16 protein-coding genes are annotated in these 18,869 nt (G+C 41.4%); 10 read left to right on the top strand and 6 right to left on the bottom strand.

Annotated elements, in window-relative coordinates; genetic code table 11:
- The first annotated feature begins 279 nt into the window (after positions 1 to 279).
- The 3 genes from gltX to FSB73_RS10815 all read left to right on the top strand — a co-directional run bounded on the left by gltX (position 280) and on the right by FSB73_RS10815 (position 3,674).
- On the top strand, positions 280 to 1,839 hold the full coding sequence (gene gltX / locus FSB73_RS10825; protein ID WP_146781773.1) for a glutamate--tRNA ligase: 1,560 nt from the start codon (positions 280 to 282) through the stop codon (positions 1,837 to 1,839).
- Between the two features lie 60 nt (positions 1,840 to 1,899).
- On the top strand, positions 1,900 to 2,697 hold the full coding sequence (gene proC, locus FSB73_RS10820; RefSeq protein ID WP_192904106.1) for a pyrroline-5-carboxylate reductase: 798 nt from the start codon (positions 1,900 to 1,902) through the stop codon (positions 2,695 to 2,697).
- Positions 2,698 to 2,792: 95 nt separating this feature from the next.
- Complete coding sequence (locus FSB73_RS10815; protein ID WP_225974819.1) at positions 2,793 to 3,674, top strand: 5'-nucleotidase, lipoprotein e(P4) family; 882 nt, start codon at positions 2,793 to 2,795, stop codon at positions 3,672 to 3,674.
- Between the two features lie 82 nt (positions 3,675 to 3,756).
- On the opposite strand, the gene FSB73_RS10810 is transcribed toward FSB73_RS10815, so the two are convergent.
- The 5 genes from FSB73_RS10810 to lipB form a co-directional block, all read right to left on the bottom strand.
- Positions 3,757 to 4,800: a fatty acid desaturase gene (locus FSB73_RS10810; protein WP_146781767.1), complete on the bottom strand. Its 1,044-nt coding sequence runs from the start codon at positions 4,798 to 4,800 to the stop codon at positions 3,757 to 3,759.
- Between the two features lie 175 nt (positions 4,801 to 4,975).
- A complete protein-coding gene (locus FSB73_RS10805; protein ID WP_146781765.1) occupies positions 4,976 to 5,266 on the bottom strand; it encodes an RNA recognition motif domain-containing protein in 291 nt (96 codons plus the stop codon).
- 369 nt (positions 5,267 to 5,635) lie between these two features.
- The gene (locus FSB73_RS10800; RefSeq protein ID WP_146781763.1) at positions 5,636 to 7,762 is read right to left on the bottom strand and encodes a TonB-dependent receptor; all 2,127 of its coding nucleotides are present in this window, start codon (positions 7,760 to 7,762) and stop codon (positions 5,636 to 5,638) included.
- The gene (locus FSB73_RS10795; RefSeq protein ID WP_146781761.1) at positions 7,669 to 8,217 is read right to left on the bottom strand and encodes a carboxypeptidase-like regulatory domain-containing protein; all 549 of its coding nucleotides are present in this window, start codon (positions 8,215 to 8,217) and stop codon (positions 7,669 to 7,671) included. Before FSB73_RS10795 ends, FSB73_RS10800 begins: the two co-directional genes overlap by 94 nt.
- Positions 8,218 to 8,377: 160 nt before the next feature.
- Entirely contained in the window at positions 8,378 to 9,067 is a 690-nt protein-coding gene (lipB, locus tag FSB73_RS10790) for a lipoyl(octanoyl) transferase LipB (RefSeq protein WP_146781759.1), read from the bottom strand.
- 291 nt (positions 9,068 to 9,358) lie between these two features.
- Between lipB and FSB73_RS10785 the strand changes: the two genes are divergently transcribed.
- Together FSB73_RS10785 and rmuC are read left to right on the top strand one after the other, a co-directional pair.
- Positions 9,359 to 9,862, top strand: a complete 504-nt coding sequence (locus tag FSB73_RS10785) for a GNAT family N-acetyltransferase (RefSeq protein ID WP_146781757.1) — start codon at positions 9,359 to 9,361, stop codon at positions 9,860 to 9,862.
- A gap of 256 nt (positions 9,863 to 10,118) precedes the next feature.
- Positions 10,119 to 11,774 carry a DNA recombination protein RmuC gene (rmuC, locus tag FSB73_RS10780; RefSeq protein WP_146781755.1) on the top strand — a complete coding sequence of 552 codons (1,656 nt, stop codon included), beginning with the start codon at positions 10,119 to 10,121 and terminating at the stop codon, positions 11,772 to 11,774.
- A gap of 85 nt (positions 11,775 to 11,859) precedes the next feature.
- Here the strand turns inward: rmuC and FSB73_RS10775 are convergent, their stop codons facing one another.
- Complete coding sequence (locus tag FSB73_RS10775) at positions 11,860 to 12,441, bottom strand: pentapeptide repeat-containing protein (protein WP_158639498.1); 582 nt, start codon at positions 12,439 to 12,441, stop codon at positions 11,860 to 11,862.
- Between the two features lie 265 nt (positions 12,442 to 12,706).
- On the opposite strand from FSB73_RS10775, the gene FSB73_RS10770 reads away from it, so the two are divergent.
- The 5 genes from FSB73_RS10770 (at position 12,707) to FSB73_RS10750 (ending at position 18,786) form a co-directional block, all read left to right on the top strand.
- The gene (locus FSB73_RS10770; RefSeq protein WP_146781750.1) at positions 12,707 to 13,054 is read left to right on the top strand and encodes a hypothetical protein; all 348 of its coding nucleotides are present in this window, start codon (positions 12,707 to 12,709) and stop codon (positions 13,052 to 13,054) included.
- 335 nt (positions 13,055 to 13,389) lie between these two features.
- Positions 13,390 to 14,820: a tetratricopeptide repeat protein gene (locus FSB73_RS10765; protein WP_146781748.1), complete on the top strand. Its 1,431-nt coding sequence runs from the start codon at positions 13,390 to 13,392 to the stop codon at positions 14,818 to 14,820.
- A 35-nt stretch (positions 14,821 to 14,855) separates the two neighbouring features.
- On the top strand, positions 14,856 to 15,491 hold the full coding sequence (locus tag FSB73_RS10760) for a sensor histidine kinase (protein WP_146781746.1): 636 nt from the start codon (positions 14,856 to 14,858) through the stop codon (positions 15,489 to 15,491).
- Positions 15,492 to 15,972: 481 nt separating this feature from the next.
- On the top strand, positions 15,973 to 17,121 hold the full coding sequence (locus FSB73_RS10755) for a hypothetical protein (RefSeq protein ID WP_146781744.1): 1,149 nt from the start codon (positions 15,973 to 15,975) through the stop codon (positions 17,119 to 17,121).
- Between the two features lie 690 nt (positions 17,122 to 17,811).
- The gene (locus FSB73_RS10750) at positions 17,812 to 18,786 is read left to right on the top strand and encodes a helix-turn-helix transcriptional regulator (protein WP_158639497.1); all 975 of its coding nucleotides are present in this window, start codon (positions 17,812 to 17,814) and stop codon (positions 18,784 to 18,786) included.
- Positions 18,787 to 18,869: the final 83 nt, after the last annotated feature.

The raw sequence follows: 18,869 nt of genomic DNA, 5'->3' as shown, positions 1-18,869 counted from the left end.
GTATATCCCGCAAAATTGATGCGAGATCCCTGTCAGGCCTTGCCTGACAGGGTCAATCTTAACATTGTCCTGAACCTGTCAGCTGGTATAAAGCCCACCAGATTCTACAATACAGCCAATTTTTCCCTAATTCCAAAAAATTATATACCCTTCCGACTATTATCCATCTAATTACCGCCATTTTTCCTGCTTTTTACCTGCTATTTTATGGGGTTCAATTTGACTGGTAGCTTCCGACCAATCATCTTATCTTTGTGCCTTATGGATAACATAGACAATATGACTAGTACAAATAGAAAAGTAAGAACAAGATTTGCACCCTCTCCGACAGGGGGGCTTCACTTAGGCGGTGTGCGCACTGTCCTGTTTAATTATCTGTTTACCCGGCAACATAACGGGCAGTTTATACTTCGTATCGAAGACACAGACCGGACACGCTTTGTGGAAGGCGCCGAAGCGTATATATATGAGACCCTGGCCTGGTGTGGGCTTAATCCTGACGAGAGCCCTGCCATCGGCGGTCCGTTTGGACCTTACCGTCAAAGTGAAAGAAAGGCGATCTATGGCCGTTACGCCGAGCAGCTGATTCGGGATGGATATGCCTATTACGCTTTTGATACGCCAGAAGAGTTGGAAGCCATGCGTACGCAATATAAAACAGCAGAAAACCCTTCCCCCAGATATGACAGCACGCTACGAGGGAAAATGCATAACTCACTGACGTTAAGTTCGGAAGAAACTAAAAAATTACTGGACGCCGGCACAGCTTATGTTATCCGCCTCAAGGTCCCCGAAAATGAGACCCTTCGTTTTACCGATATGATCCGCGGAGAAGTCGTATTTAATAGTTCAGAAACGGACGATAAAGTACTGCTTAAAGCAGACGGCATGCCCACCTATCATCTGGCGGTGGTCGTGGACGATCACCTGATGGAAATCACGCATAGTTTCCGGGGAGAAGAATGGCTACCCAGTGCACCAGTGCATATTTTGCTCTGGAAATACCTTTTTGGTCTGGAAAATATGGTGACCTGGGCCCATCTGCCGCTGATTCTAAAACCCGATGGCAATGGCAAACTCTCTAAAAGAGATGGAGACCGTTTAGGTTTCCCGGTATTTGCCATGAACTGGACAGACCCAAGAACCGGCGATTTTACAAAAGGTTACAGAGAACTTGGCTTCCTGCCGGAGGCTTTTGTCAATATGTTGGCTGTTCTGGGCTGGAATGACGGTACAGAGCAAGAGTTGTTTTCTATGGAAGAATTACTGCAAAAATTCTCTGTCGAAAAAATCCACAAAAAGGGCGCTAAATTTAATTATGAAAAAGCACTTTGGTTCAATAAAGAATGGATCAAAAAACTATCTGCCGACCAGTTAAAACCGCAGGTTATTTACTGGCTGAAAAATGCCGGCATTGACATCAGTGGCAAAGAAGATCAATTGCCTGGCATTATCGAACAGGTAAAAGATCGCTGTACCCTGCTCAGCGATTTTGTAGAGCAAACATCCTTTTTCTTTCAGGCACCCGAAAAGCTGGATCTGGATGCAGTCTTGAAAAAATGGAATGACCAGAAAAATAGTTTCTTTATTGAGCTGATCCGCGGTTATGAACTGGCCACCGATTTTACGCCAGAAAACCTGGAACACAGCTTTAAGGAGCTTGCAGCTGCCAGTCAATTGAAACCTGGGGAGCTGATGCTACCTTTAAGGATCATGCTGGTAGGTGGAAAATTTGGTCCCCATGTTTTCGATATCGCGGCGGCTATTGGCGCAAAAGCAACCATCAGCCGTATTAAATACGCGCTTAGTTTATTGGAAAACCATTCAAAAGATGCATAACGCATTGAAAAAATAATCAACTGTCTACCTTATCCAAATTACTCATAAACAAAATTAATCATGTCTAAAATTGCCATTATTGGCGGCGGAAATCTTGGATCCGCCATCGCCGAAGGGTTGCTCAGCAGTGGTTTTACCACCCCTGATAATCTCTATGTTACCCGAAGAAACACCAGCCTTCTGGAAGGCCTGAAAGCAAAAGGAGTGCATGTGCTCAGTGATAACCAAAAAGCAAGTGCCAGCGCAGATTATATCATTTTGGCTATTAAGCCCTTTCAGGTAAGTGAAATCATCCATGAGATCAGCCCGGTACTGGAGGGTAATCGCCATACCCTGATCAGTGTAGTCACCGGCGTATGGATCCAGGACCTGGTAGAATTAACTGCAGGCAAACTGCCTATTGTCCGGGCAATGCCCAATACCGCTATTGCCATTCAGGAAAGTATGACCTGTACCTGCATGCATAAGGTCACTGAGACCCAGCAAAAGTTCGTTACCGATCTTTTCAACCAACTAGGCAAAACCGTAGAAATTGACGAAAAACTCATGGATGCCGCCACAGTGCTGGGCGCTTGCGGGACTGCCTTTGCCATGCGTTATATCAGGGCCAACATCCAGGGCGGCGTAGAAATCGGTTTTAATGCCAAAGTTGCAGCGGTTATTGCCGCCCAGACCGTCAAAGGGGCTGCTGATTTACTATTGCAGCACCACACCCATCCGGAACAGGAAATTGATAAAGTAACCACGCCCAAAGGATGTACCATCGCTGGTCTAAATGAGATGGAACATAGGGGATTGAGCTCCTCCATTATCCGGGGCATTACGACCAGCTACAAGAAAATTGTAGAGAAAATGTAGGCATTATCAGATGGCTTAACCCTGTTGTGGCCGTATCGACCTGCATCTGCACCAACAGAACAATTAAAAACCAGTCAATACGATAACAGCAACTTCTGGCAAAGCTTTTAAAAGAAAAGGAACATGATAAAAAACAAATATCCATTAGTCTTGCGGCACTGATCCTGGCTGCTGCAAGTAGTTGTATCACCATAAAAACAAATGGACACGAGCCGGCGACTGCCGCTTCCAGGTCCACTTCGGCCGCCCTGAGCCCTGATCAGCTGATCGCCGGCGGCAAATTATTTACAGCCGTCTGGATGCAAAAATCTGCTGAATACAAAGCGCTTTGTCTGCAGGCATTTCAACTGGCAGATCTTAGACTCACCCAGATACTGACTTACCAAAAACCAATGAGGCCACTGGCCATTGTAACAGACATTGATGAGACCTTTTTAGATAATAGCCCCTATGCCATCCATCAGGCTTTACAGGGCAAGGATTTTGATCCAGCCAGCTGGAACGAGTGGGTAAATCAGGCCAGTGCAGATACAATCCCTGGAGCATTTTCATTTTTTCATCATGCGGCTGCGCAAGGTGTCACTGTTTTTTATGTTACCAACAGAGATCAGGCAGGTAGAGCAGCCACCCTTAAAAATCTAAGAAAATTCAATTTTCCCAATGCAGATGACCAGCATTTGTTAACCATGGCAGCCACTTCCAGTAAGCAGGCACGAAGAGATAGCATCTCCGAGCATTACACCATTGCATTGCTATTGGGAGATAACCTGACAGACTTCTCTGCCTTATTTGACAACCATCCCACTGCGGCTGAACGGACCAGTGCAGTACTAAACCATAAGGAGGCTTTTGGAAAGAAATTTATAGTGCTTCCTAATCCCAATTATGGCGATTGGGAAAATGCGCTTTATCAATACAAACATTTGAGCCCTGCTCAGAAAGCTGCTGCCTTTAAAAAGGCAGGCAAAAGCTATTGAAGCTGCGCTAATCAATCTACAACTTAAAGTATTTAATTGATAAACCAGGTCAATTTTCAGCCACATTTATTTTGTCCGTGGTTTATAGTTTACCTGGTTTTTTGTTCTTTTTGAATGGCGTATAATATTTTTCGTAGAACTGCTTTTTGGCGTCCCGATAACTACGAACCCCACCGATTTTTTTCAACAGATAAATATAATACCAGGCAAAGTCTATCTGGAAGGGCTTAAAGCCACTTCTGGCACTTCTGGGATACAGATGATGGTTGTTATGCCATTCACCGGCAACAATACCCGGCCATAATTGGTTCACAGATTTATCATCGGTATTAAAATCAGTAAAAGCACGTTGTTTGTCCTTTCCTTTTCCATGCCCTTCGTAATTAAAGGTACGAACACCAATAGCCCAGAAAGCGGCAGCACCAAAAATAGTGCATACCAGCATGAATCCTCCGATCAGATAACAGACGGTTAACCAAAAAAGCCAGTTAAACAAGGTCACCATAATTGCCCTGCCAGGATGGACATAAGAGCCCCAACGCTTATAACTTGCATAAGAATTACCGGTAACACCGGTATGGTGCATCATTTGACGCACTTTTTCATAATCCTTATCAGAAAGATCTTTCGCAATTGGCTGATGATTGACATCGGCCAAGAAACAATAAAGAAAACCGCCATTGGCATTATAAGGATCACCAGGCTGGTCTGATTTTGCATGATGTACATGATGAGAAATCACATAAATTTCTTCAGGGATCATCTGTATAGTCAAATGCTGGGTGATAAAGCGCCAAAAATTGTTTCTAAAAGTATAGGCTTTGTGTGTACAATAACGGTGATGCCATATGGTGCCATGTGTGCCCATAATGACCATACCGTAAATAAAGGCAATAAGGAGGGTCCACCAATTTAAATACAGCACCAGAAATAATATAAAAAAAGGTACCAAGGCTACAACTTTTATCCAACTGAAAAAAGGGAGCCAGTTTTTGCGATCCTGTGTAATATTCAGGCGGGAAAAAAATTCTTTAAAAATCTGTAGGGTTGATGGCTTTGAAAAAGAACCATCGGGCGTGCGCCAGCCATATACAGGTGGCTGTAATACATAATCTAAAAATGGCATAGGGAAAATGGAGTATTAAGTCAGCAATAGCGCAATCAAATCATCATAATAAGCCTCAACTGACATCCTTAATACCCAAAATGAGCCTTTATCCAAGGAAAATATATTGATTTTAGATATTGCGTCAATTTAAAAATAAAAGCCAGGCAGCTTGCCTGGCTTTTACAATAAAATATTACCAGCGGCTTTTGCCGGCATATGATCCAGAAGGTTTGCTACGTTCTTCACGTGGCTTGGCCTCACTGACTCTCAGTGGTCTGCCATCGACAGATCCACCATCCAATGATTCGATTGCTTTTTTTGCTGCTTCGTCATCGGGCATTTCAACAAATCCAAAACCACGGCTTTTGCGGGTTTCTCTGTCAAATACAATTTTGGAAGAATCTACAGTGCCGAATTCCTCGAAAAAGCCTCTCAGGTCATCATCATCGATCTGAAAGCTAAGGTTTGAAACATAAATGTTCATAAAAAATAATTAATGATAAATAAAATCTAAGAAATGACAGAGGATGTCAAAGGAAGAGATACTGAACTATTAAATTAATGAGTAAGATATCGTCCGCGTACAATGCGCTGTAAAAACCTAAATATGAACGAAGGTACATTAAACATTTCCAAACAAGGAAATTCTTTTTTCAGATTACGAGAACAATCTGACTTTATTTTACTGTAGCGCTATCACTATCAGTGGATTCGGTGGATTTGGATTAATAAAATAATTTCAAAATTTATGGGAAAATTGGCTGTTTTGTAAATAAACAGGTGCTTTTGGCCTGCATAAAAAGCAATAAAAGCCAAAAGCACCCATCCACATTACCATTATAATGGTCAGTTATCAGGCTCCCTTTAAGGAAGGCGATTTAAAATTTAAGGGTACCACCACTTTAAAGCTGATATTTCTGCCCATATTAAAAATGCCCGGTTGAACCCCCTCAGGTACAGTAGGATTATCAAAGTATTTAAGCCGACTCATATTGGACTGGTAGTTCTTATCGAGTAAATTGGTGGCTTCAACATATAAGGAGAATAATTCTTTCCCTTTTTCTGACATCACCTTACCGCCCAATCCAGCGCCCAGAAGATTATAACCAGCTGTATAGGTTTCGGTGCCGTAGGCAGCGAAGAATTTATCCTGTTGGTTATAATGATCCAGTGCACAGAACACATACAGGTTCTTAAAGGGACCAAATCCTTTATTCCACTCTCCTTTTAATTCAGAGTGGGTATGCAGTGGTGGAATAAATGGCAGGTATTTTAGACTATCTGCCACTGCTGCGCCCGTTCCCAGGTTTGTACCATAGGTCAGCGTCAGGGAATTGGCAAAATGCAACCATTTAAAAGGATGTACATCCACATTAAATTCTCCCCCCATTATTCGGGCTTTGCTCTGTACATAAGTAAACTTACTATATTGGCCCTGAGGATCACTATTACCGCTGGCATCTACCCTTTCCGGATTGCCGTTTTCATCCACGATCTGTTGCTGATAGATATAATTCTCTATATGATTCACAAATACCTCAGCACTGGCGGTCAGCTTGGGTAATGTAAGGAACGCCCCCATATCCCCCTGTACACTGTATTCAGGTTTAAAATCACTATTACCTACGTGATAAATCTGGCTCCCCGGATCCGCCCCATTGGCAGAGAGCTCTGCAATGCTGGGCGATCTGAACCCTGTGGATACGTTCGCCTTTAACAAAAAGGCAGAAGAAAAGTTATACGTTGCGCCCAGGCTGCCTGAAGGTCCATTAAAATGCTTGTGCATGGCAGCAAACTGCTGGCTGACATTTGGCTGATTTAAAGGATCCTTTCCTGTGTATAAGCTGGGGAAGGTTTCATCTGTATTATCGATATAAGCAGCCTTACCATTAAATGAACGGGTATCGTATCTGGCTCCTGCTGATAAATCCAATTTACCCAAGGTTCTTTTAATCACGAAAAACGGTCCAAAATCAAATTGGTGATAGGCAGGAATCGGAAAATCCGTCCCATCACCAAAACCGTTGTCCTGATACATACCGTTGACGCCAACTGTCGCTTCGTAGCCTGCCCCCATCACAAAATTATATTTGGCATCATAAGTATAGGTCTGGAGTTCCAGGTTCAGACCAGGCAATTCAGGTCTGGACGGATGTGTAAACTCTCTTCTGTGGCTATATTGGTAGCCTAAATTGAGTAAAAGGTTTCCAGAACCCAATTTAATATTACTTGTATTGTAAATGCGATAAAGTTGCACTTTTTGATGGAGCGCCGGGATGGTATAGCTATTTAGTACGGAGGCCGGAACAATCTCTCTTTGCTCATCCTGTTCAGTGGTTTGCCGGGTAAAAGCCCTGGTAGCAGAGTCCCTACTACCATCTGGAATGGCCTGCTTATCATCATAAAGGGTAGCATGCAGATAGCTATAGCCCCATTTTTTGTTCAGCCCCAGCATGATCCTGGCATCCCTTTCCATAAAATTGGTTCCATAGACCCTGCCGTCATGTGCATTTTGGTAATTTTTGGCCGTTTTGGCAGAAGCAACGGCGCCCCAGACAACACCGCCTTGATTGCCCTGTAAGGCAACAGAACCGTTCCAAAGACCGTTATTGGTGCCATACACACCTGTTACCGTTCCTTTTATTATTCCTTCCGCTACAGTAGGCGCTGTAAGCAGGTTCACGACACCACCAATGGCATCAGGACCAAAACTCAAACTAGCAGGGCCTTTAATCACCTCTGCATTGTTAATCGCATTTTGATCTACCTCAATACCGTGTTCGTCGCCCCACTGCTGGCCTTCCAGACGGATACCGTTTTCAGCCGTTACTACCCGGTTATAGCCCAGCCCTCTGATAAAGGGTTTAGCGACATTTGGGCCCGTCGTTACAGCGCTGACTCCTGGTACGCTGGCCAGCTCTGCAATGACATTACCTGAACCAGCATGTACATCCATATAAGTTTTGCTGACTGCGACCATGGGAACGGGGTCTCTTTTAAGGTAGTTGCCTTTGAGAGGCCCGTTACAATCACCTGATCCGCTTCTACCCAGGATTCCTGCATGGCCACATCAAGTGTCTTCGGCTGGTCAAAATTTAATTTCTGGTTCACTGCCCCATAGCCAATGGCAGCAACATGAACCAGATAGATTCCTTTGGGCAGTTCCTTAAAAGCATAGTGGCCATTTGCATCTGAGACTGCCCCAATTTTCAGATCAGGGATCGTAATGGAAGCGCCCACAATCGGAGCCCCCGTTTTTTTATCGGTTATCACACCTTGGAGGGTTCCCGATTTAAACACATCTTCCGAACTGGAAGTATGGTTATTTATGACATCATTTCTAGTCGAGGATTTGGGCGTTCTGGCAATAACTGCCGTTGTCGTGCTGAATAATAAAACCATGATGGATAATGAACTACCCAGTTTATATTGCATGTCTTACTCTTTAATACCTGATGATAACCTATATAATATTGATAATCAACATAACAATGATATATAGGATGATTTGATATGCAATAATACGTTTACTTTTGCAACATTATTGCATTATGCAAAATGATACAATTTGCAACAATGTAACAAATGTCAGGTCTTAAATTTCTGCAAATTTTATTTGAAATACAGCAGCAAAATGTTGTTTCATACGCGATTTAACCTCCTCAATATCCACAGGACGGCCGAGTTCCTTTTGTAAAGAAGTCGCTTTTTTGCCCTGGATCCCACAGGGAACAATAAAATCAAAATAGGACATATCTGTATTGACATTAAAAGCGAATCCATGCATCGTCACCCATCTGCTGCAACGAATACCCATGGCGCAAATCTTCCTTTCAAAGCCTTTTTTATCCGGATCCAGCCAGACGCCTGTCTCGCCAGGGCTTCTATCCCCCTTTAAGCCATAATCTGCCAGTGTACGGATCATGACTTCTTCCAGGCTTCTGAGATACCAACCTAAATCCGTTTTAAATTGTTCCAGATCTATAATTGGATAACCCACTATCTGACCCGGTCCATGATAGGTAATATCCCCGCCCCTGTTTATATGAAAATATTCAATCCCTCTTTTTTCCAGGGACGCTTTTGATATAAGTACATTTTCTTCATGGCCGCTTTTCCCCAGTGTATATACATGATTGTGTTCCACAAAGAATAGTTCATTTTGGATTTTATCCGCCTGACCGGCTCTTTTAAGATCCGTTTTTTCCAGGAGCTTCGCCTCCTGAAAATCCCAGGCATCCTTATAAGACATCCTGCCCAGATCTTTAAAAACAACTTGTTTCATCCGGCAAAAATACGGCAATTCACCAAATACCCCACATCAGTAAAATCCAACGGCGTGGTAACCTTTAAGAAACCAAAGCAAGTAGCACTAATTATTTTTATAAATTTGTACCGACAAATCACAAAATCGCTTTTCGATTCCATGGGATTTCTTTACAATTGTTATGGTTTTAGCGCCGTAATGCAGGTCATCTTTGCAAAAAGATTTTATTAATATGATGAATTAGCATTGCTGATAAATGGTAACAAAAGCGAAACGCATTAAGGTTCCGACATATAAAAACACAAAGTCATGCATATAGAAAATAGCACAGAAAAAGATATACCAGAAATTTTCAGACTGTATAAGTTAGCCACTGCACTGCAGAAAGAAAAGTTTCCAGAAAACCAATGGCCAGAATTTGACCGACAGCTCATTGAAACTGAAGTAGCAGAAAAAAGGCAATTTAAAATAAACATTGACGGTAAGGTTGCCTGTGTCTGGGCCATTACCTATAGTGATCCGGAAATCTGGAAGCAGGATGATGGCGTATCCTCCATCTATATCCATCGAATCGCCGTGAACCCAGATTTCAGGGGGAACAATTATGTAAAACTCATCGTGGAGTGGGCCAAAAACTTTGCTCAGGATAAAAAGTTTATCAGGATGGACACCTGCGGTGAGAACCTAAAGTTAATTCAGCACTACCAAAACTGTGGATTTGAATTTCTAGGTATTAAAAAACTGCAACAAGCAGTGAACTTACCTGCCCATTATCAAAATGCAGATGTCTGTTATTTTGAAATCAAATTGTAAGAAATAAAGCAGATCAATTTTTTGATTAATGAATAATTATTGAAAATGGATCCAAATTTACTACAGGAGCATTTCAGGATGCTCCTGTAGTATTGTGCAACATAATAGTGCTTGCTATTCAGGCATTACACCCGTCTCACTAAGTCGAATACGAAACAGACGATAATACACCCATATAAGCCAAAACAAATTAGCAAATAGCACCTAAATTTCTTATTTTTGTTATTGATTTTTCTGATTTAATAAAACAGGGACAATGGGAAATTTTACTATGTGGCTGGTATTATTATTAGGATTCATTATCGGAGCGATACTGGTCTATTTATGGATGCGCAGCGCTTGGACTTCAAAGTCTGTTTATCAGCGTCTGGCGGACAAAAACCGACAAACTGAACAGGACCAGGCAGTGCTTACAGAAAAACTAAGTCAGGAAAAACTACAGGTCGTCACTTTGCAAAACGATCTTGCAGCACTAAGAGCAGCTCAGGAAAGGCAACTGAGTGAAAGTCGGCTCCTGCACCAAAATATATCTAAAGCCGAGGCAGGTGTACAGGCCCTGCAAGAACGGTTATCAGAGGCTACTACTGAAATCAATTATAAGAACCAGCAAATAGACCGCTTGCAGGAAGCCATTGTAGAGCTACGTTCAGATAAGGCTACCCTAACCGCCCAAAACCATTCCTTACTAGATAATCAGTCCAGGCAAGAAGAGCAGATGCAGGCGTTAAATCAGAAAGCCCATCTGGAGTTTGAAAAAATGGCTACGGAGATTTTAAAAGACCGTACCCAGAGCTTTACAGAGGCCAATAAAAACAATCTGGATCAACTGCTGCGACCCTTAGGTGAAAATATAGAAGGATTTAAAAAGATTATCCGGGAAACACATATTCAGCAAACCAAGGATCAGACCGAGCTGGGGACAAAAATATCTGAACTTATCCAGCAAACCAATCAGGTCAGCGAACAGGCCAATAACCTGGCGACTGCCCTGAAGGGGCAGGTCAAAAAGCAAGGCAACTGGGGAGAATTGATCCTGGAAAGCATTCTGGAGCAATCAGGCCTGGTTAAAGACCGTCAGTACTTTTTACAGGCTACGCTGAAAGATCCCAGTGGAAAACAATTAAGACCTGATGTCTTAATTAAGCTTCCCGGTGCCAGAACAATAATTGTAGATTCCAAAGTATCTTTATTGGCCTATGACCGTTACGTGGCCGCAGATACAAAAGAAGCTCAAAAATTGGCGCTCAAAGAACATCTGCAATCCATGTATCAGCATATTGATCAGTTGCATGGTAAAAACTATGACCAGATTGAAGAAGCACTTGATTTTACCATGCTTTTTGTACCCATTGAGCCAGCTTATTTATTAGGGATTCATGAGGACCCTGCCTTATGGGGCTATGCCTATAGCAAAAGAATTCTCTTGATCAGTCCAACGAATCTGATTGCCTGTCTTAAACTAATGGATGATCTCTGGAAAAGGGAAATGCAAAGTAGAAGTGCTCTGCATATTGTCAAACAAGGTGAAAAGATTTATGAAAAACTCATTGGCTTTACCCAATCTCTGGAAGCAGTAGGTGACCACCTGGGCAAAGCCCAGACAACTTATCAGAAAGCCATGGGACAGATGATGACCGGCAAGGGCAACTTGATTGACCAGGCGATCAAATTAAAATCTATGGGCCTCAAATCCTCCAAATCCTTTTCTAAAACATTGCTGGAGGGCCTAAGTGAAGAACTGGAAAGCACCCAGGAAGATCAAAATGAAGTGGAGAAACTGGAAGCGCACGCATCACAAACCTCTACCTCCCAGCGCTCAACAGTAACGACACCAATATCCGACAAAGCGCAGCCGGAAAATTCCGAGGAAAAAACAGGTACACATGACTTCGATAATACGGAGCTCTCCTAAAACTGATCGGATAAAACTAAAACTGGCTAATTAAAGCTTAAGGATATACGATTTATACTACTTCATTAAAACCCAGGCCTTTTGATCATGGCATGACTTTAATCTTATAGGCAGTTAGTAACCCAGGTAGCCCATCCATGGAAAAACTCGCTCCCTTGATTTGATTGTACTGCGGATGGATCTGGTAGTGGATAGCGCCTCTAAAATCAGCCTTTTCCAGATTGGTCTGGTCAAATTTTGCATCTGTCAGATCCGACCCCATAAACTGCGCCTCCTTGAGTACGGCTCCGCTAAAATCAACGCCTCGGAGCGAACAGTTTTGAAAAATTGCCTTATGCAACTTCAGATGATAAAAACTGCAATGGTCGAGTTTGCAATCAAAAAAACGCATTTCCAGTCCAAAAGTATGGCAACTATCAAACAATATACCCGCCATCTTACAATCCTTAAACTGTACTTGCTGGAAAATCGTTTGTTGCACACTCACCAAGGAAAGATCGCAATGATCAAACAGACAATCATAGTATTTAAGCCCTGAAAGTTTTGTTTTCTGAAAATTACTGTCAGAAAACACACAATTTTCATAGATGGCATCTTCAGTCTGCCAAAATCTGTCCGGCTCCATCACCCGTTCAAAACGCTGATCTTGTAGTAATTTTTCAATCATAAACATTTTTTATTTTTATACATGACTGATTAACAAAGAACAGTATATTAATTTTATTCATTTATAATCTTTCTTATGAATTATTTTGTAAAGCATGTCTTTTTTGGCACAATAATTAATACTAATGTAGTATATTTTATTGAGGAAAAACATTGTGTAGGTGGAGAATATAGTGCGTTTAGGTTTTTCCCAGAAGACCCCAAATTGAACTCGTCACCCTTGTAGCCGTTTAATAACCAACAGGTTACATACATTTGGAAAACTTATGGCCATTATTCTGGACGATCTCCGAGCAGATGCATTTACGTCGGTTTTGCAAGGAGGCTCACAAGATCACAAAACCGCATTCAACCTATTGGAAAAACTCCATAACACAGTAGATACTCAACCTCAGGAAAATACGAAAAAAATGATAGAACTCGTCATTGATGAAAAGACTGGCACTATGGTCGTCAGTGGCGCGAGTGGACCTGTAAAAATTTTCAATAGCTCCCGAAAACTCTTATTAATAAAAACAGCCCAAGATAAACAAGCTGCCTTTAAAATCAGCCATCTTAAAAAAGGAAGATATCTATTGGAAGCTGAACACCAGTTTTTTGAATTTGTCAAATAGTTGATAAATTTTTTATGCATGCGAACCGAAAAAGCCGGCACCGAAACCAAAATTTCCTTGCTGGCTTTTTTTTGTCCTTTCTGCACCGTACTTATTTAACGTGTATCGGTTTCATTGGGGAGACCCGTAATGACTTTTGAGTTCTTTCCTGTTTACCCTTCTGCTGCGCTGCCTGCTTATCCCCTAAACAGGGTATTTTTGTCTTTACAAGCACTTATTATGGGCTTTCTTATTGGTTTAATGCCTAAATAACCGGAAATTTGAATTCAGATGAATTCAGGCTTTCATTTATTTAGTTATTTTTTAGCCATTTCCTAAATCTGTATTTACTTTTGATGAAACTGTCTGCCCATATAACCCGAAATGTACCCAGAAAGTCAGTTTACACCAGACTTATAGCCTTGAGCTGGCTATTTGCAGGTTTATTTTTATTGTGCCAGCCTGCCAGTGCGCAAACCCATTATCTTGACAGCCTGAAAAAGGCTATCCAAAGTCCAAGTATCACAGACTCCGTAAAGGCTTCCACCCTCCAGGAAATCGGCTACCACCTGGTGGACTCTGATCCAAAAGAGGGCAGAAAATACTTTTGGGCGGCTTATCTGCTTTGTGCCAAAAACCAATGGGTGACAGCCATGGGGTCCTCCGCTGGATATATGGGACAGAGTTTTTATACCAGCAATGAATTTGACAGTGCCTTTCATTACCTTGATCTAGCCCGCAAGGCCTTTGAAAAGGACACGACGCCAAGAGCTGGAGCCAACCTGGGTGTTATTTTGAATATACAAGCCAATATTGAAAAGGCGCAGGGTAAATATCAGGCAGCCATCGAGCACTACCTGGCCTCCAACGAAGCCGTCGGCAAAGTAGAGTCCAAAGAAAGAGCCATTAATCTTGGCATCGGATACATTAATATTGCCCTTGTTTTTAAAGAAATGAAGCAATACCAAAATGTCATTGATTATTGCAAAAAGGCGATCAATTTATTTGATAAGGAGGAAAAAAAGCTAAGTGATTCCGCCTACCTTAAAATCTTAAATGGCGCACGTCTGCAAGGCTCCTTATATATTGCTGATGCATATATTAACCTTGGCGCATTGAGTACTGCTGGGCAGATATTGGATAATCTCCAAAAAGCAGTGAAGGAGGTTAATAGCCATGATTTAAGTGCATTTTATTATACGGAACTAGGGAATTATTACAAAGCAGGTGCCTTTTGGGGCAAAGCCCAAACCGCCTATAATCAAGCACTGAGCTTTGCAGCTAAAATCGACAGAAGGAAGACAGAGCCACTTTTGGCGCTGGCAGAAATTGCAGCAAAACAACAAAATTATTCAGCCAGTACCGTCTATGCCAGATCCGCACTAAGCACCCAGCGTGCCCACATCAAACCCAAAGTAAAAGCCCAGGCCCTTAAATTACTCGCTGAAGCATTACTGGCAAATAAACAATACCCGGAGGCTGCCAGGCAATTTCAGGCCTATGCTACACTTTCTGACAGCCTAAATAGCGCTCAGGCAAAAATCAAAATCAATGAGATCGAGAATAAATACCAGAACAAGCAAAAAGCAGATAGTATATTAGTGCTGACCAAAAACAGTCAGATGCAGCTGCTGGCCTTGCATAAAAAAGAAAGCCAGAATATTTTTATTATTATTGCTACTTGCCTGTTACTACTGACTGGTTTGTTGTTTTACCGTAATCTCCGGCACAAACATTTACTGCTCAAAAATCAGAAGAGTTTCAGCATCAACAAATTCTGCAATTAGAGCAGGAAAGGCAGCTGATCGCTGCCCAGTCTCTGATGAAAGGTCAGGAACAAGAACGCAGCCGCTTAGCCAGGGATCTTCATGATGGCGTAGGTGGCTTACTATCCGGTGTAAAACTTCGGCTCTCCTCCATGAAGGGTAATTTTTATCTGCCCGAAGAGAGTGCAATATCCCTGCAGGGCATTATCGGCCAACTGGATAATTCGATTCAGGAACTCAGAAGGGTATCACATAATATGATGCCAGAGGCATTAATCAAATACGGCCTTAAAGAAGCGCTGGAAAATTATACCGATTATATTCAAAGCTCAGGAGCCCTACAGATCCAATTACAGTTATATGGCCTTGAGCACAGGTTGAACCAGGATACAGAAATTATTTTATATCGTATCGTCCAGGAGCTATTGACCAATGTTATTAAACATGCCCAGGCCACCAACGTACTCTTACAATTTATACGAAATAATGACCGGTTTACCCTCACTGTAGAAGACAACGGGAAAGGTTTTGATAAAGACCCAGAGGGTGCAAAAAATGGCGCTGGCTTAAGTAATATTAACGCCAGAGTGGCCTATCTCAATGGCAATATGGATATCAATACAGCCCCGGGCAAGGGCTGTTCTATAACCATTGAGGGAGCAATCCGGCAAAATACCCCTGGCGGGTCATAAATTCCAAGAACACTTCTGATAAATATACAGTAGCCATATAGCCTAAAGCCGCGATTTTAAAGACAAAGCTTTGGTTTATAACCCTTTGTTCTTTAATTTTATGGGTGAATAACGCAGGATATGCAGATGCACTACCTTAAATTAGCGCATCCATCACCTAAAACAAATACATGATTGCCGAAAAACACTTTAATTTTCGATATAATAATACCAAAGCACTCTGGTGGCTACTATTATGTTTTGCGGATATTCCACTAATAGTCATTTTGCCACGCAATACACCCTTCCTACTATTTATGGCCGTATTATTTGTCCCTATCATTGTGGCATTTACCATAATTATTAAAAAGTCAAACTAAAAGAAGAAATAACCCTAACACCTGATCACCTTGTATCCAAAAGATTTGGTACAGCTTATTTTAAAGATATAGAAGGCATCTCCACTTCAGCCCTTCTGGCAAAACCCAACCTTAAAATCCAAATGCGTAATGGAGACCGCCTGCGTTGGGTACCAGTCTCTAATAAAACAGGCGATCCGGATTATGAAAACCTAAAGGCTTTCTTTGAAGCTTTTACTGAGGCCATATTAGCCTTTAGTGAACCTACTAACAATAGCAACAATAATAATATTATAAATCAAAAGGCCATTCAAGATAAGATGGCCACCATGAACCTTCCCGGCACACCCGACCAGCCGTTGTCTGATTTAAAGGGCCAAACAGGTGCTTTTGCCTCAAAAAATAATGCAGATAAAACCACCGAATTATCCTCAGAACAGAAAGCATCCATTGACTATACGAATAAAGCCAACTTGCGGGAAGATATTCAGGCCGTTAAAAAAGGAAACAGCAAAATTAGTAAAGTAGCCATCCCTTTTGGCTTGGCACTGGCTATTTTTATGTTCGCAAAAAACTATTTTGGAGATAAAATAAAAGAACACAAGCGAAGGGAAATCGCAAATATCTTTCAAGGCAGCCGGGATTATAATAAAGAGCTTAATGTAAAAACCCGGGAATTTATCCTTAAATATCAAAAAGAGAAAGGCCCCTTTTTCTTTTTGACCAATGATACCACTGCCGTATTGCATTATTTACCCAAAATTGTCCCTCCAGATAATTATGACGGTCCCCTCAGCTATGTTTTTGAAAGCGACAGTTTAAAAAAACTACTGAATAGTCCTGATTCTATGCAGTGGTATATGGCCGTTCAATCAGCAAATGGCGAGGTATATCCCCTCACCAAAACGCTACTAAACACAAATGACAGCACAGACACCTATGTCTACTTCTCTGAAGTCGTTCCAGAGATTAAACAACCCAACCCCGATTATTACGATAAGCAACAAACACCAGATGTACCTGACTCGCTGCCCACCCAACTTACTTTTGTTGTACCACTTTATTCAAAAAACACCATTGAAAAAGACCTGGAGCACGGCATGCTAGGCTACAAAATGTTTTTAAGCCTGCTCACCCACCACCCCAAAACAACAAAGTTTTATATGGCGGCCCGATACGGAGAAGGCAAGATGGATGCAGCCTTATTCGAAAAGGTGGCCAACACAATTAAATCCGATTTACATAAACAAGGAGCACCGGCAGGTATTTTGAAGTATAGCAACGTCAATTGACCTCAGAACATTAAAAGTTTGACCACCGTCCTGGGGCTTAAAAATTCCACGATAATAGTCAAATTAAACACAAACGCAACTATAAAATCTTAGAAATTGATATGAGGAATACAATCACGAAACTTTTTTAGACATTTCTTGTTTTTTTTCATTTTATGCATAACAATCTTATTGTTATGCCTTAACTTTACGGGCGAAAGGAATTAATTTTCAGACAGTTTCAATTCTTTTCTAAAAAAAACAAAGACTAATTAAAAGATCAATAATTGAAACCGGTTATACCTGTTCAATCCAAATAAAAGGGAGGCTAATAATGCACATAAACAACACTAACTATCACAAAAACAAAACTTTAAACATATCTCTTTTTTATATTGTCAATTACTGTCAATAACCGCTTTATTTTCGTGTTGTAAACGAAGTCAAAATAATCGTTTGAATATCAAAGCAACAAAACCCTTTGCTGGATATCAAAATTGAATAACCCTATCTGTCGGTTATTTTGATGCTTACTCCACTGACGCACAACCTACAAGCAACATGAGAGGCATATTGTTCCAATACCTGAACAATAGACCTAATGGAATAGGTATATTTTTTTAATCAGATGAATTAAGAAATTATATTTTTTGCATGCTTGACAAATTGAGTGCGATAACAAGAATAATTGAGAAGATCAAAAGATTTCCCGTGACTTTCGAAAGTATGCGGGACTGGATCCGGTATGAGAATATCGAGATATCTGATCGAACCTTATATAGATACCTGGAAGAAATTAAGAACCTCCCATTAAATGATGGTAGGATTATTACCATTGACGGCGACTATAACAAAAAGACCTGGAAATTTGAATTTGACAAAAGCGCCCATGAATTTGGGGAAAGCGATATAAAAAGCTTCTTATTGTTAAAGAATCTGGCTCCCGGGGCTTTAACCCAGAAGCGCCAGAATTCTATTGACAAAATAGAAGAAGTCCTTTTTAAAGCGCAAAGCAAAAGCAAGTTTGAATATCATATGCAATCTTTGCCTCAGGCACAGATTAAGACATCCAGTTTCAATGAGTATGTTTATAATGAGCAGGAACAGCAGTATTTAGACACGCTTATCTGGGCCATGCAGCATAGCCGCAAGCTTAAAGTAATGGAAATCTCTCAGGATGTCAGGTATCCGGCAACTTTACCCAAGTTACCGGTCGTAATGCTTCCTATGCAGATACTTTACCATAATGGTAGTATTTATGTGCTTTTACTAATAGAAAGTACATTGGATCTGGTCGTTTATGACCTGTCAAGGTTCAAGCAATTTGATATATTGGAGAATATTTTCAGTACCCAAAAGTTTATGGATCATTTTTACGCCCAGGCCAGTAAAAGGTTCGGGGTGGCTCCAAATATTGATAATGAGATCTATGATATAAAACTGGAGTTCAGCTGCGGCGCTGGCACTTATATTAGTAACCGATTCTGGCATTGTACACAGCGTTTTGGTCAAAAGCCGTCTGGTAAATGGGAGATGCGCATGAACACAGGAATCAATGCCGAACTTGTGGACTGGGTCTTTGGATGGGGCAACCAGGTTAAAGTCCTAGGACCAGACCTGCTCCAGGAAAAGCTAAAGGAGAAACTGGTCACCATGATGGATATCTACCTGAATCTGACCCAATGAAGCATTCACCTTAGCTGATATCAGTATAAGCAAACAGCAATAAATGAAAGAAAATTAAAAAACCAATACAACAAGATTAAAGG

The sequence above is a fragment of the Arachidicoccus ginsenosidivorans genome, from assembly GCF_007971385.1.
GTDB lineage: Bacteria > Bacteroidota > Bacteroidia > Chitinophagales > Chitinophagaceae > Arachidicoccus > Arachidicoccus ginsenosidivorans.
Note: the sequence above shows the minus strand (reverse complement) of the source record. Positions and strands in the feature narration are given on the sequence as shown.